This window comes from Ideonella sp., assembly GCF_036277275.1.
GTDB lineage: Bacteria > Pseudomonadota > Gammaproteobacteria > Burkholderiales > Burkholderiaceae_C > Ideonella.
In genome coordinates this window covers 30,585-43,820 of the sequence record NZ_DASUNH010000043.1, presented here as the reverse complement: position 1 = coordinate 43,820, position 13,236 = coordinate 30,585, and the positions used below count along the sequence as shown (strand labels likewise).

The following is a 13,236-nucleotide window of genomic DNA, read 5'->3' as shown; positions in this document are numbered from 1 at the left end:
GCGAAGCCGCGCTGATGACCAGCACCCGCCCGCTCAACATCGTGATCGTCAATCCCGACCAGATGCGGTGGGACTACTGCACGCACGCTGGCCACCCATTCATCGGAACCCGGCATCTGTCACGGCTTGCGGCCATGGGCACGGCGTTCGGCAAGGCCTTCGTGGCCAATCCGATGTGCGCTCCCAGTCGCACGTCGTTCATCACCGGCACCTACCCGATGCAGCACGGCGTGCGCGACTTCGGACCGGCCCTCGATGCGGCACCTCCGAATGCGCTGTCGAACCTCGGTGCAGCCGGCTACGTACGCGCGCTGCACGGCAAGGACCACGTACTGCGCGAGCGCCCCAAAGGCCCGCGGGCGATCGGCACCTTCTATGACGAAGGCGAGAACATTTGCCTCGGCAACCTGTCGGACCACCCGGACAACCACGCGAGCTATGCTTCCGGCGTGCTGGCATCAGGCAGCAAGTGGGACATCACCGAGCGTCTCACGACCGCCGGTATCGAGTTCATCCATCGACAGGCGCGTGCAGGGAACCGCTTCTTCCTTACCCTCAATTTCCAGGATCCCCACCCGTACTTCTGCTGCCCCGAGCGCTATGCGAGCCTGTTCTCGGCCGAGCAGTTCAGTCTGCCGCCGAACTTTCGCCAGGAACCGGATACACGCGAGCCGCGGCGCTTGACGCTGTGGCGCGAGCACAGCCGGCACCATGAAGCCTCCGAGCATGAGATGCTCAAACTGATGGCCATCTACAGCGGCCAGATTCGCTACGTCGACGATCAGCTCGGCCGCGTGCTGGACGCGCTCACCGCGCTGGAGTTGCTCGACAGCACCATCGTCTTGTTCTGGTCGGACCACGGCGAGTACCTCAACGACTACGGGGTCACGCACAAGCAAGCCGCCTTCTACGACTGCCTGATGCGCGTGCCGCTCGTGCTGTGGGACCCCACCGGCCGCGTCGCGCGCGGACCCTGCAACGACCTGGTGGAGGCGATGGACATAATGGCCACGGTGCTCGACCTCGTCGGTGTCCCGCAACCCGCCGGCAGCCGGGCATGGAGCCTGTTGCGCCCCGGATACTCGCCCCGTGTCGACGTGTTTGCCGATGGGGGCCTGTACCGCATTCCGCCGACCGAGCCCGTCCCGGGCCTGCGGCTGCGCGGCGCGCACCCGCCTACCGCCTACGGCCCGGGCGCAATGCTGCGAACGCACAGCCACAAGCTCTGCATCTCTGCCTTCGACTGCACCGAGCTGTACGACCTCGAGAACGATCCATACGAGACGATCAACCTCGCAGGCGATCCGGATCATGCGACCGTGCAGGCTGATCTGACACGGCGGCTGATGTCACGCATGTTGTGCATGGGCCAGGCGCCCGAGCACTTGGATCCCTGGGGCGCGGAGGTCGTCAGCCGCTGAGCACGCCGCGATGGCACTTCAGAGCATCGGCACGCGCTCGAACCGGCCGGGGCGCCGTCCGGGCGGACAACGCCGGCGCGAGTGAGTGCGGCACGGGCCTCGTGCTTGAGCGTTGAGCACAAGCAGGAACCGTGGCGACCATGAGGCATGGTTGCCGCGCAATGCCGACACCGAAATGGTGAGTCCAGCAGTTGGGCGTCAAGCCTATAGTCGGACGTGCGATCACAGTGGCGGCAGCGCACCGGCAGCGGCGCGCCATGCAAACCGCCCTGCGGCTGCCCGCGCCGAATGAAACCCCACGCCCTCACCCCCCGATTGGCCCTGTTGTTGACGCTGCCGCCGCTGCTGTGGGCCGGCAATGCGGTGGTTGGCCGGATGGCGGTGGGCGCCGTGCCGCCCATCGCGCTGAACTTCAGCCGCTGGCTGCTGGCCTTTGTGCTGCTGTGGCCGCTGGGGCGACTGGCGCTGAGCCAGCGCGCGGTGATCGCGCAGCGCTGGAAGTACTTTGCCCTGCTCGGCCTGCTCGGGATGGGCAGCTACAACGCGCTGCAGTACATGGCACTGCACAGTTCGAGCCCACTGAACGTGACGCTGATCGCCGCCAGCATGCCGGCCTGGATGCTCGGCTTCGGCCTGCTGCTGCACCGTGTCCACCCGACGCCACGCGAGCTGGGGGGCGCGGTGCTGTCGCTGGCGGGCGTGGCGCTGGTCATCGCACGCGGCCAGCCAGCCCGCCTGGCCGAGCTGCAGCTGGTGCCCGGCGACCTGCTGATGCTGCTGGCCATCGTCAGCTGGGCGCTGTACAGCTGGCTGCTGGCGCGCCCACCCGCGCACATGCAAGGCGATGCGCGGCCCGATTGGGACTGGGCCGGCTTCCTGCTGGTGCAGATCAGCTTCGGCCTGGTGTGGAGCGGCGGCGCGGCCGGCCTGGAGGCACTGGTGGCCGACGATGCGCGCTGGCACTGGTCGCCCTGGGTGCCTGCGCTGCTGCTGTATGTGGCGATAGGCCCGTCGCTGGTGGCCTATCGCTGCTGGGGCCTGGGTGTGTCGACCGTCGGGCCGGCCATGGCCGCCTTCTTCGGCAACCTGACGCCCGTCTTCGCGGCCATCCTGTCGGCGGCGCTTTTGGGCGAGGCGCCGCACTGGTATCACGGGGCGGCGTTCGCGCTGATCGTCGGGGGGATCTGGCTGTCGGCGCGCCGAAGGGGCTGATCTGTCCTAACCTTGAGCCCCTGTCACCCTTTCAACTTTTGCGAGAAGCCGATGCTGATCAAACGCCGCCTGCTGTTGCTCGCCATGGCCCTGGCCACCACGCTGGCCACTGCCGCCACCGGCCCCTACGACGAGAGCGCCGATGCGCACAAGGATGTACAGCGCGCGTTCGAGACGGCCGCCAAATCGCAACGGCCCGTGCTGGTGATCTTCGGAGCCAACTGGTGCGGCGACTGCCGTGCGCTGGACACGGCGCTGAAGAGCCAGGCCAACGCCGATCTGATCGCCAAGGAATTCGTGGTCGTCAAGGTTGACGTCGGCAACTTCAACCGCCACCTGGACATCGCCGAACGCTACGGCAACGCGATCAAGAAGGGCATCCCGGCCGCAGCCGTCGTGTCGCCCAAGCAAGAGCTGCTCTATACCACCCGCGGTGGCGAGTTGGCCAATGCGCGCAAGATGAGCGACGCCGGCGTCTACGAGTTCTTCCGCGACGTGGTGGCCACCGCGGCGAAGGCCGGCAAATGAGCACCGCGCCTCACGCCCACCCGAGCACCGAAACCGCGGCCAGCGTGCTGGCCTTCTGGTTTGGCGAGCGGCCCGAACGCGCAGCGACCAGCCCGGATTGTGCGCGGCTGTGGTGGTCCAAGCAGCCGGCGGTCGACGCCGAGATGCGCGTGCGCTTCGGCTCGCTGATCGCCCAAGCCGGCGCCGGCGCGCTCGAAGGCTGGGACGCTACGCCCGAAGGCCGCCTGGCGCTGATCCTGTTGTGCGACCAGTTCACCCGCAACACGGCACGCGGCACGCCCGAAGCCTTCGCACTCGACCCGCTGGCCCGGGCCTGGTGCCTGGAGGGCCTGCAAGCGAACGCTTTCGCAGCGCTGCTGCCGATCCAGCGGCTGTTCGCCTACATGCCGCTGGAGCATTCGGAGTCGCTCGATCACCAGGACCGTTGCGTCGCGCTGATGCAGGGCCTGCGCGACGAGGCCGGCCCGACCGAGCGCGAGACCTTCAACGGCTTCGTCGATTACGCCGAGAAGCACCGCGAGATCATCCGCCGGTTCGGCCGCTTCCCCCATCGCAACGCCATCCTCGGCCGCACCAGCACGCCCGAAGAGGCGGCCTTCCTGCAGACGCCGGGTTCGTCGTTCTGACAGCCGGGAGTCGGCAGCCGGGGCTGCCGTCAAATGCTGACGTGGCTTGTCAGCCATGGCGGTGCAACATGGCGCCTTCGAAAACCCAGCCGAAAAGACGCCATGAAGCGACTGATCGAAATCCGCTCCTACAAGCTCAAGGCCGGCGAAGCGGTGGCCTTCCACGACGCGGTGCTCCACACCGTGATGCCGATGCTGCGCGAGGCGATGGACGTCGTCGCCCACGGCCCCTCGGCCCATGAGCCCGACACCTATTACCTGGTCCGCGCCTACGCCGACCTGGCCGACCTCGAAGCGCAGCAGGCCGCGTTCTACGGCGCCGATGCGTGGCGCCAAGGCCCCCGCGAATCGATCGTGTCGCGCATCGAGAGCTACCTGAACACCGTGCTGTGGCTGTCGAGTGAGGCGGTGGAAGACATGCGGCGGCAGAACGCCGCTTGACCTGCGCACACGCCATGCGGATCGCTGGCAAAGATTGACACCGCGGCGTCAGTGGCGACGCTGCTTCAACATCCACTCGAACAGGTCGGCCCGGTCATAGGCCTGGGTCCACGCATCGTGGGAGACGCCGGGCAGTTCGGTGTACTGGACGCTGGCGCCCGCCGCCTTCAGCGCGGCGAACATGCGGCGCGACTGCTCCACCGCCACGACGTTGTCGGCGTCACCGTGGAAGATCCAGATCGGCAGCGAGGCGAGCGGCCGCGCCACGGCGGCGTACGGATCGGCCGCGTCTTTCGGGGCCAGCGAGGGGTAGCGGACCCCGCTTTGCCGGCCCTTGAACTCGGTCACGAAACCGCAGGCCACGGCGACGGCGGCAAAGCGTTCGGGGTGCCGTGACGCGAGGTACCAGGCGCCATTGCCGCCGGCCGAGTAACCGGTGAGGTAGACCCGCGCCGGATCGCCCGAGAACTCGGCGATCGCGGCGTCGACCGCGCGCAGCGCCGCGCGGCCAGCGTCGAGTTGCCAGCCGGGTTTGCCGTCGGCGGGCGCCTGCGGAAAGACGACGATCGCCGGCACGCGCTCGGGATGCTGGCGGATGGCGGCGGCCACGCCATGCACGGTCGGTCGGATCCCGTCGCTGCCGTACTCCCCGCCGCCGTGCAGCGTCAGGATGACCGGCCACTTCGTCGCGCGGCTGAAGCTGCGCGGCACGTACACCTGGTACGGGTATTCGGCGCCTTCCAGCGCCAACGACCGGTCCAAGAAGCCGGTTTCGGTGCGCTGCGTCGCGGTGGCATTCGGAACGCCGCCTCCCCCAAGCGTGGCGAAGGCGACGAGGGCGCACAGGGCCCATGGCCTCAGGTTCATGGTGGGTTTCCTCCTCGATGCACGGGCGCACGGCAGACGTCGATGCTACTGCCCGACCCGACGAGATGGCGCCTGGCCACCGCTTTGCACGGTGTCAGCACCAGCACCCGGTTGAGCGCGGCCGCCCGCAGAATGCGGACACCGTACCGACAGGCCATCGACCATGGATACGCTTTCCCACCGACGTGAATCGCTCGCCGCAGGCCGGGTCACGCGCTATGCATTGAGCCGCGATACGCAACCGCTGAGTTATCGACAAGCGCTCGACCTGCTGGCCGGCGATGTCTCGTTCAGGCAGTACCTGAGCAACTTGCTGGCGCAGGCCGACTTCGAATCGTTCCGCTGGGAAACGCCGCCGATCACGCGGGCCACCGTCGATCGTCCGTTCGAGTTCGTGCTGGTCCACGACCCGTACCTGCAGGCACCAGCCGAACCGCAGGTGTTTGCAGAACACTTTGCCAACGCCGGCCCGGCCGCGCTGGTGCTGCCGCTGCCGAACCTCGGCCGCACGGCGACGCTGGTGGTGCCGCGGCAGCTCGATGCGGCGTGCGCCTACCCGCACCTGGCCGCGTTCGTTCGCACCGCGCCCGAGCTGCAGTTGCACGCGCTGTGGCAGTGCGTCGCGGTCACGGCGCAGCAGCAACTGTCCGGCTCGCCGATGTGGATCAGCACCGCCGGCGGCGGCGTGGCCTGGCTGCATGTTCGCCTCGAAGGCACTCCGAAGTACTACGCCCACCGCCCCTACGCCACCGAGGCTTGACGAGACCCGGATCACAGCGACGCCGTCTGTTCCGGCACGTCGATCCTGGTTCCCGGGCACATCTGCCAACGATTGCGCCCCGCACGCTTGGCCGCATAGAGGGCCATGTCGGCCGCCTTGTACAGGACGTCCAGCGTTTGACCGTGGCGCGGGCACTGCGCCGCACCAATGCTGCCTTGGGGCATCAGGCGAATCATGTTGTGTTCGACGGGCTCGGCGAAGGCGGCAAAGATCCGCTCGCAGACGGTGGCCACGTTGGCATCGTCGTCCAGGTCGTGCAACAGAACGGCGAACTCGTCACCACCCAGCCGAGCCACCCGATCGGTCTCTCGAACGGCGGCCTGCAAGCGCAGCGCCACGGCCACCAGCAAGGCATCGCCGGCATCGTGGCCCTGCGTGTCGTTGACCTGCTTGAAATGGTCGAGGTCGATGAGCAGCAATGCGAAACCCCTTCCCGTGCGCTGCGACTGCGCCAGCAGCCGGCGCGATTCGTCGTTGAAGAGGCGGCGGTTGGCCAAGCCAGTCAGGCCGTCGAAATAGGCGATCTTCTCGAGCTGACGCTGACTCTCGAGCAGTTGCTGCGTGCGCTCGTCGACCAGTGCCTGCAAGACCAGTTGCCGCCGCCGCAGGTACATCGTGCGGGTATGGACCAGCCCGACCAGCGCGACGCAGGCGATCACGGCCAGCGCCCCCCTGAACCAGGCGGTCTCGTGCCAGGCAGGCTCGACGGCCAGCGGAATCCGAAGGATCGGCGACCAAGGGCCCGTCGGCCCGGCCGCGCGAAGCTCCAGCGTGTGCTGCCCCACCGGCAGGTTCGTGTACATGGCGACGCGGCGGCTGGCATCGACCGTTCGCCATTCGTCATCGATGCCGCGCAGTCGATGCTCGTATCGATTGCGCTCCGGTGCTGCGAAGTCGAGCGCGGCGAACTCCACCAGGATGCTGCGCCGCGCCGGGTCGATGGCCAGCGGCGCGACCGGTGCGCGATCCGCGGGGTAGCTCATGACCGGCGGCTGGTCGCCGACACGCAACTCGGTGACCACGACCGGCGCCACGTACGACGACTCGTTCATCGCACGCGACGGCGCAACGATCGCCAAGCCGCCCATGCCGCCGAAGAGCACTTCACCATCGGCCGTCAACGCGCCGGCGTTGGTCCAGTACATCGGGATTCCCAGGCCCTGCTCCACGCCGATGGCCTGGGCTTGCAGCGTTGTCGAATCGATGCGGGCGAGGCCCTTGTCCGTGCTGACCCAGCCGACGCCCGCCTGATCGATCAGCACCATGTTGACGCTGTTGTGCGGCAGTCCTTCGGTCGCCGTGACCCGACGGATATCGGGCTCGGCACTGTCGGACGCCCAGGTCACCACCCGCACCCCAGCGCCGAAGGCCCCGATCCACAAACGGCCCTGGTGGTCATAGACCAGCGAAGAAATGAAGCCGGCAGGAACGCCGATGCGGCCGATCCGTTCCGGCGGCAGGCGCGACACCGACATGTCGCGCGGCTGCAATCGCACCAGGCCTGAGCGCGTGCCGACCCACATCGTCGAATCGGGCCCGGGAAGCAGGGCGCTGATGCGGTGGTCGGGCAGCCGATGCCCCTCCTCGCGAAGCAGGGGGGTGAGGGTCGTCGTGGTGGGCTGCGGCTGCGTCACCCAGAGCCCATCCGAACCACCGATCCACAAGCGGTCTCCCTGCCACGCCATCGCCCAAACCGCCTGCACCGCCGAACGGCCTGGCACCTCGAGGCGGCGCACCGCGGCGCCCGTCGAGTCCGCGCGATAGAGGCCGTGCTGGGTGCCCAGGTAGATGTCGCCCGACGGTGCCAGCGACATCGACAGCACCCGCCCCGGCGGCAAGGCTGTGCGGGGCGACCGCGCGTCAGGCGACAGCCGCCCGACCTTGCCTCGCGCGGCGTGGACGATGTCCACGCCACCGTCGCCAGTGCCCAGCCACACCCGCCCGTCCGGCAGTGCCAGTACGGACGGCACGTTCATGTGGCTGATGCCACCCCGGCCGCTGTGCATCCAGTTCATCACGATGTCTTGGCGAGGATCGTGCACGCTGAAGGCGCTGTCCGAGCCCACCCACACCATCCCGCGGCGATCGCGCAGCAAGGCATGGATGTCGTTGTCCCGCAGACTAGCGCTGACGCCCTCGATGTGCTTGTCGCGCCGCACCGTCCACCGGACGGTGTCCACCCGCAAAATCCCACTGCCTTCGGTGCCGATCCACACTTCGGTGGGTGTCGCCTGCACCATCGAGAACACGACATCGGCGTCATGGTCCAACGGCTCCTTGATGCGTTCGCGCAGCACCACGGCCTCGGCGGCGCCTTTCTCGACGACGAAGATGCCGGACGATCGGGTGCCCACCCACAAGCGGCCGTCGCTGTCCAGCAGCAGCTTGCGCACATCCGGCGGCGCAGTCTCGGCCGTCGCCAGGACCACCGGCTCGAAACGGCTCGTCTCCGACGCACGCCGGAACAAACCCCGGTCGGTGCCCACCCAGAGCGCCCCGGCAGCATCGACGGCGACGGCATGCGCCGGTCGGTCGGGCAACCCTTGCGGCCCTGCGAATTTCGCGTGCGGCTGCACTGCCCCGGTCCGCGTGTCCAGATGGTCCAGGCCACCGCCGGTGGCCACCCACAGGCCGTGCGGGCCATCGTCCGCCATCGCGAAGACGCTGTGGCGCGACAACGCCGCCTGCGTGGCCAGCGGCGAGACGAAGCGGTCCTGCGCAGCGTCGTAGCGGACCAGGCCGCCGGCACTGGTGCCGACCCAGAAGCGGCCCGCCTGATCGGTGTGCAGCGACAGGATGAAGCTGTCAGGCAAGGCGCCCGCGACGCTGACATCGCTCAGATAACTGCGCAGCTTGTAGCCATCCCACCGAAGCAGCCCGCTTTGCGTGCCGAGCCAGATGAAGCCACCGGAATCCTGCCCCAGCGTCACGAAGGAGAGCGTGCCCGCCACGACCTGCCGGAAGACCGGGTCGGCCCGTTCTGACCACGCGGTTTCCGCCCGTGCGGCAGCGGCCACCAGCCAGGCCACCAGCAGAAGACAGCAGATTCGACCGCCGGGCGATCTTGCTGGTTGCCGCATTTTTGGGGGGCCGGTGGGTGTGAGTCGTCGCGGCCGGCGGCGGACCGCGGCCGACTCCCTGGGGACCCCGTCAGACCGGCAATTGCCGTACCCGACTCCGGGGACCGCGCGTGGCCGATTTTTGCTGGTGAATGCCCGGCCCGCTCATGGGCCGGGAGGATCAGTAAGTGCCGGGATAGAGCCCACCATCAAGCAGCCAGTTCTGCCCGGTGATGAAGCCGGCGTGTACGCTGCAGAGGAACGCGCACGCGGCCCCGAATTCGTCGGCGGTGCCATAGCGCTGTGCCGGCACCCCCAGCCGCCGCTGGTCCCACACCGATTCAACCGGACGGCCCTGGCGCTCGGCGGCGGCCTGCACGGTCTTGCGCAGCCGGTCGGTGTCGAACGGGCCGGGCAGCAGGTTGTTGATCGTCACGTTGCGGCCGGCCAGGCGTGGCTGGCGAGCGAGGCCGGCGACGAAGCCGGTCAGGCCGCTGCGCGCGCCATTGGACAGGCCCAGCGTGTCGATCGGTGCCTTCACGGCGGCCGAGGTGATGTTGACGACGCGACCGAAACCGCGCTGCGCCATCGCGTCGACAGTCGACTTGATCAGCGCGATCGGCGTCAGCATGTTGGCGTCGAGCGCGGCGATCCATTGCTCGCGGTCCCACTCGCGAAAATCACCCGGCGGTGGGCCCCCCGCGTTGTTGACCAGGATGTCCACCTGCGGCGCCGCCGCCAGTGCGGCGGCCCGGCCCTCTTCGGTGGTGATGTCGCCGGCCACGGGCCGCACGACGACGTTCGGGTTCAGCTTGCGCAACTCGGCCGCGGTCTCATGCAGCGCGTCGACTCCTCGCGCGGTGATCACCACGTTGACGCCCTCGGCCACCAGGGCCTTCGCGCAACCCTTGCCCAGCCCCTTGCTCGCTGCGCAGACCAGCGCCCACTTGCCCTTCAGCCCCAGGTCCATCACCGCTCCTCGTTGTTGGTCTCAGGGGCCGCCGCCTTCGGCTGCAACAGATCCCACTGGTTGCCGTACATGTCCTCGAACACCGCGACGGTGCCGTAGGGCTGCTCGACCGGCGGCCGCACGAAGACCACGCCCTTGGCCGAGTAGGCCGCATGATCGCGCCGCAAGTCATCGGTGCACAGGAACAGGAACACCCGGCCGCCGGTCTGGTTGCCGATGCGCGAAGCCTGTTCATCGTTGCTCGCTTTGGCCAGCAGCAGCCGGGTCTCGCGCGCACCTGGCGGCGCGACGACGACCCAGCGTTTGTTCTGCTCGGGCACGAACGAATCTTCGACCAGCTCGAACCCGAGCACGCCGACGTAGAAGTCCAGGGCCTCGTCGTAGTCGCGCACGACCAGCGATACCAGGCCGATCGATTGACGCGCGGTCATCGGCGCGGCCCTCAACGCCGCGCCTCGCGCAGCGAGGCGAACAACAGGCTCACGCCGAGCGCACCGAGCGCTGCGCCGGCCAGACGGCCAACGATGCCCCGCTGCGCGGCGTAGCCGGCCTGCACGCGGCGGCGCGAGAACACATAGGCCAGCGCCACATGCCAGGCCAGCGCATTGCACACGATCAAGGTCACCGAGGCCACCAGCACGGGCGCACCCGGCTCGGGCGGCAGCGCGGCCGAGAACACGCTGCCAAAAAACAGCGCCGATTTCGGGTTGGACAGGTTGGTCAGCAGGCCCAGGCGGTAGGCGCGCCAGGCGGGCAGACCGGCGGCGGCCTGCCCGCCTGGCATGGCCTGGGCACGCCACAGCCGGGTTGCGATGTACAGCAGGTACAGCGCGCCGGCGACTTGCAGCATCAGCCGCACGGTGGGAAAAGCGGCGAACAGCGCCTGGACCCCCGCCACCGCCGCACCAGCCCAGACCGCCGCGCCAGTGGCTACCCCAAGAGCGGCCCGCATCGCAGCCTGCCGCTGACCACTGGCCGCCAGTTGCGACACCAGCAGCACATTGGCGCCCGGCGTGATCAGCGCGGCCACGTGCAGCAGCCAGATGGTGACGAAGGTCGACAGCATGGCGTGTTCAGGCATTCACGAATTCGACATCGGGGATCCAGTGTCGCCGACGTCGCGCCAGCCGCGTCGCTTCGTCCTCGCCGTCGAAGCTGGCCGGCGAGCGTCTGAGCAGCTCGCTGGGCACGCCTTCGAAGGTATTGACGTTGACGACCGCATAGAGCCTGCCGTCGAGCCGGCAGCTGACGACCGGCACGACACCGCAACGCGTGCAGACGTGAAAGTCCGCGGTCTTCGTGCCGAAGGCGTAGGTCGAGACCTGCGCCGGCTCCTTCACCGCAACCTTCAAGGAGCCGGTCTGGCACGACGTCCAGACACCACCGTGCTTGACGCAGAAGGTGCAGCCACAGGCCCGCGCCGGGATCTCGGCCGGCTCGGGCGACCAGTTCAGCTGAAACGCAAGATTGCCGCAATGGCAAGCGCCGGAAATCAACATCTCAACTCCTCGTGGGCGCAGGGGCCCGCGCCAGCAGCCACACACCAGCCAGGACCAGCGCGGTGCCGGCCACGAGCGGCGGCGTGAACGGCTCGTCGAGGAACACCACGCCCATCGCGATGGTGCTCATCGGGCCGATCATGCCGGCCTGTGAAGCCAGGCCCGGGCCGATGCGCTCGATCGCCATCATCACCATCCACACCGGCGCAACCGTGCAAGCCGTCGCGTTCAGCACCGACAACCACAGCACCGGCTCGGTCACCTGCGCCGACGCGAGCGGGTTGACGACCAGGAAGTGGGCAATGCAGAACACGCAGGCCACGCAGCCTGCCCAGCCGGCCAAGCGCATCGCCCCCAGGCGCTGCACCCATTCGCCGCTGAGCACCAGGTAGACCGCGTAGCTCACCGCGCTGCCGAACACCAGCGCCGTGCCGGCTGCAACGCCATCGCCTTCGAGCTTCAGCTCCTGCCCGAACACCAGCGCGACGCCGGCGTAGCTGACCGCCAGCGCCAGCATCTGCCGCGCACTGACCTTCTTGCCGAGGAACAGCGCCGACAGGCCCAGCACGATCGTCGGGTTGAGGTAGAGGACCAGCCGCTCCAGGCTGGCGCTGACCAGCGCGAGGCCCATGAAGTCCAGCAGGCTCGCGAGGTAGTAGCCCGAGAAACCCAGGCCGACCAGTGCCAGCATCTCGCGCCGCGTCAGCCCCGGCTTGCCGCGCCCGGCCCACCAGGCCAGCAAGCCGAACAGCGGCAGCGCAAACAGCATGCGGTACATGATCAGCGTGACCGGGTCGACACCGTGTCGGTACGCGAGCTTGACGATCACCGCCTTGCCGGAGAACGCGATCGAGCCGGCCAGGGCCAACGCCAGCCCTGGCCAGCGGCGCGGAGTCGTGGAAGGGACCGCCACGGCGGCACTGGCGACGGTCATGCAGCAGCAGCGTCCTTGCCCAGGCGCACCGAACGCCGCGCATCGGCGTCCTCCTGCGGATAGCGCTGCAGGCCCCATTCGCGGCCGAAGCTCACGAAGCCCAGCGACTCGTAGAGTCCGATCGCCACGTCATCGGGGTCGGCGCACATCAGCAGCTCGCCGAGGCCGCGCTCCTCGTATCCGAAACGGCACACCCCGTGCACGAGCGTGCTGCACAGCCCTCGGCGGCGCCAGTCCGGATGCGTCATCACGTTCTGGAAGCGGCCCAGCTTTCCGTCGTAGAGAAGGCCACAGTCGGCGACCAGGGTGCCGTCGCACCACAACCCGAACCAGTCAGCCAGACCACCAGCTTGCAGCTTGGCGAAGCGCTCCATCTGACGCAGGCGAAACACCCGGTAGCCGACCGGCTCGAAGCCGAACGTGTCCGACAACTGCAACTCGACGTGGGCCGCGATGCCATCGGGCAGCGTCATGCGCCGCAGCTGCAGCGGCCCGGCCTGCGCTTCGCGTGGGACGCGCAGCTGACCGGGCCGCAGCATCATCGTGTGCACTTCAATGCGATCGAAACCAGCCGCCACCCAGCTCGGCAGCGCGTCTTCCGGCGGCGGCTCGCAATTGATGCCGATGGCCACATGCCGAACCCCAGGCCGGCCCGCCGCCACTTCTTCATCGAACCGACGCAGCCAGTGATCCAGATCGGCATCGTTCGGCAGCGCCGGCAGCATCAGGCAGTTGCCCCAGTAGAAGTTTTCTTGCCCAGGGCTGCGCACCGCCAGGCAATCCGGCAGCTCACGCACTTCGGCATCCACACGATGGCGCAGAAAGTCAGTGCGCCAGCCGGGGCTCAAATCCTCAACGCGCATCGCGCCTCGTCCCTTCAACAGCGATGCTGTCCACA

Annotated in this window: 14 protein-coding genes; 6 read left to right on the top strand and 8 right to left on the bottom strand. The window is 68.5% G+C overall.

Translation table 11 applies throughout. The features are described 5' to 3' along the window. The first annotated feature begins 14 nt into the window (after positions 1-14). From VFY73_RS08885 to VFY73_RS08865, 5 genes are all read left to right on the top strand, one after another. Positions 15-1,421 carry a sulfatase family protein gene (locus VFY73_RS08885; RefSeq protein WP_329717772.1) on the top strand — a complete coding sequence of 469 codons (1,407 nt, stop codon included), beginning with the start codon at positions 15-17 and terminating at the stop codon, positions 1,419-1,421. Between the two features lie 288 nt (positions 1,422-1,709). Beyond that, positions 1,710-2,633: a DMT family transporter gene (locus VFY73_RS08880; RefSeq protein ID WP_329717770.1), complete on the top strand. Its 924-nt coding sequence runs from the start codon at positions 1,710-1,712 to the stop codon at positions 2,631-2,633. A 51-nt stretch (positions 2,634-2,684) separates the two neighbouring features. Continuing rightward, positions 2,685-3,161: a thioredoxin family protein gene (locus tag VFY73_RS08875; RefSeq protein WP_329717768.1), complete on the top strand. Its 477-nt coding sequence runs from the start codon at positions 2,685-2,687 to the stop codon at positions 3,159-3,161. Further along, positions 3,158-3,787 carry a DUF924 family protein gene (locus VFY73_RS08870; RefSeq protein ID WP_329717766.1) on the top strand — a complete coding sequence of 210 codons (630 nt, stop codon included), beginning with the start codon at positions 3,158-3,160 and terminating at the stop codon, positions 3,785-3,787. The genes VFY73_RS08875 and VFY73_RS08870 overlap by 4 nt, the downstream gene beginning before the upstream one ends. Before the next feature lie 102 nt (positions 3,788-3,889). Further along, the gene (locus tag VFY73_RS08865; RefSeq protein ID WP_329717764.1) at positions 3,890-4,228 is read left to right on the top strand and encodes an NIPSNAP family protein; all 339 of its coding nucleotides are present in this window, start codon (positions 3,890-3,892) and stop codon (positions 4,226-4,228) included. A gap of 48 nt (positions 4,229-4,276) precedes the next feature. Here VFY73_RS08865 and VFY73_RS08860 read toward each other — a convergent pair whose 3' ends face one another. Next, the gene (locus tag VFY73_RS08860) at positions 4,277-5,095 is read right to left on the bottom strand and encodes an alpha/beta fold hydrolase (protein WP_329717762.1); all 819 of its coding nucleotides are present in this window, start codon (positions 5,093-5,095) and stop codon (positions 4,277-4,279) included. Between the two features lie 163 nt (positions 5,096-5,258). Here VFY73_RS08860 and VFY73_RS08855 point away from each other — a divergent pair, with 163 nt between their 5' ends. After that, complete coding sequence (locus tag VFY73_RS08855; RefSeq protein ID WP_329717760.1) at positions 5,259-5,855, top strand: DUF6940 family protein; 597 nt, start codon at positions 5,259-5,261, stop codon at positions 5,853-5,855. A gap of 11 nt (positions 5,856-5,866) precedes the next feature. Here the strand turns inward: VFY73_RS08855 and VFY73_RS08850 are convergent, their stop codons facing one another. The 7 genes from VFY73_RS08850 to VFY73_RS08820 form a co-directional block, all read right to left on the bottom strand. After that, the gene (locus tag VFY73_RS08850; protein WP_329717758.1) at positions 5,867-8,905 is read right to left on the bottom strand and encodes a diguanylate cyclase domain-containing protein; all 3,039 of its coding nucleotides are present in this window, start codon (positions 8,903-8,905) and stop codon (positions 5,867-5,869) included. Between the two features lie 211 nt (positions 8,906-9,116). Beyond that, positions 9,117-9,905 (bottom strand): SDR family oxidoreductase, encoded by a 789-nt coding sequence (locus VFY73_RS08845; RefSeq protein ID WP_329717756.1) that lies wholly within the window; start codon positions 9,903-9,905, stop codon positions 9,117-9,119. Next, on the bottom strand, positions 9,905-10,336 hold the full coding sequence (locus VFY73_RS08840; protein ID WP_329717754.1) for a VOC family protein: 432 nt from the start codon (positions 10,334-10,336) through the stop codon (positions 9,905-9,907). Before VFY73_RS08840 ends, VFY73_RS08845 begins: the two co-directional genes overlap by 1 nt. 11 nt (positions 10,337-10,347) lie before the next feature. Next, positions 10,348-10,986, bottom strand: a complete 639-nt coding sequence (locus tag VFY73_RS08835) for a LysE family transporter (protein WP_329717752.1) — start codon at positions 10,984-10,986, stop codon at positions 10,348-10,350. Continuing rightward, positions 10,979-11,404 (bottom strand): hypothetical protein, encoded by a 426-nt coding sequence (locus tag VFY73_RS08830; RefSeq protein ID WP_329717750.1) that lies wholly within the window; start codon positions 11,402-11,404, stop codon positions 10,979-10,981. The genes VFY73_RS08835 and VFY73_RS08830 overlap by 8 nt, the downstream gene beginning before the upstream one ends. Before the next feature lies 1 nt (position 11,405). Then, complete coding sequence (locus tag VFY73_RS08825) at positions 11,406-12,338, bottom strand: DMT family transporter (RefSeq protein ID WP_329717748.1); 933 nt, start codon at positions 12,336-12,338, stop codon at positions 11,406-11,408. Beyond that, positions 12,335-13,201, bottom strand: coding sequence for a GNAT family N-acetyltransferase (locus tag VFY73_RS08820; RefSeq protein WP_329717746.1), 867 nt, complete (start codon positions 13,199-13,201; stop codon positions 12,335-12,337). The genes VFY73_RS08825 and VFY73_RS08820 overlap by 4 nt, the downstream gene beginning before the upstream one ends. Positions 13,202-13,236 lie beyond the last annotated feature (35 nt).

Excerpts from the sequence above, each read along its gene's own strand:
- VFY73_RS08885 (WP_329717772.1), top strand. The coding sequence starts at position 15 with ATGACCAGCACCCGCCCGCTCAACATCGTGATCGTCAATCCCGACCAG.
- VFY73_RS08880 (WP_329717770.1), top strand. The coding sequence starts at position 1,710 with ATGAAACCCCACGCCCTCACCCCCCGATTGGCCCTGTTGTTGACGCTG.
- VFY73_RS08875 (WP_329717768.1), top strand. The coding sequence starts at position 2,685 with ATGCTGATCAAACGCCGCCTGCTGTTGCTCGCCATGGCCCTGGCCACC.
- VFY73_RS08870 (WP_329717766.1), top strand. The coding sequence starts at position 3,158 with ATGAGCACCGCGCCTCACGCCCACCCGAGCACCGAAACCGCGGCCAGC.
- VFY73_RS08865 (WP_329717764.1), top strand. The coding sequence starts at position 3,890 with ATGAAGCGACTGATCGAAATCCGCTCCTACAAGCTCAAGGCCGGCGAA.
- VFY73_RS08860 (WP_329717762.1), bottom strand. The coding sequence starts at position 5,095 with ATGAACCTGAGGCCATGGGCCCTGTGCGCCCTCGTCGCCTTCGCCACG.
- VFY73_RS08855 (WP_329717760.1), top strand. The coding sequence starts at position 5,259 with ATGGATACGCTTTCCCACCGACGTGAATCGCTCGCCGCAGGCCGGGTC.
- VFY73_RS08845 (WP_329717756.1), bottom strand. The coding sequence starts at position 9,905 with ATGGACCTGGGGCTGAAGGGCAAGTGGGCGCTGGTCTGCGCAGCGAGC.
- VFY73_RS08840 (WP_329717754.1), bottom strand. The coding sequence starts at position 10,336 with ATGACCGCGCGTCAATCGATCGGCCTGGTATCGCTGGTCGTGCGCGAC.
- VFY73_RS08835 (WP_329717752.1), bottom strand. The coding sequence starts at position 10,986 with ATGCCTGAACACGCCATGCTGTCGACCTTCGTCACCATCTGGCTGCTG.
- VFY73_RS08830 (WP_329717750.1), bottom strand. The coding sequence starts at position 11,404 with ATGTTGATTTCCGGCGCTTGCCATTGCGGCAATCTTGCGTTTCAGCTG.
- VFY73_RS08825 (WP_329717748.1), bottom strand. The coding sequence starts at position 12,338 with ATGACCGTCGCCAGTGCCGCCGTGGCGGTCCCTTCCACGACTCCGCGC.
- VFY73_RS08820 (WP_329717746.1), bottom strand. The coding sequence starts at position 13,201 with ATGCGCGTTGAGGATTTGAGCCCCGGCTGGCGCACTGACTTTCTGCGC.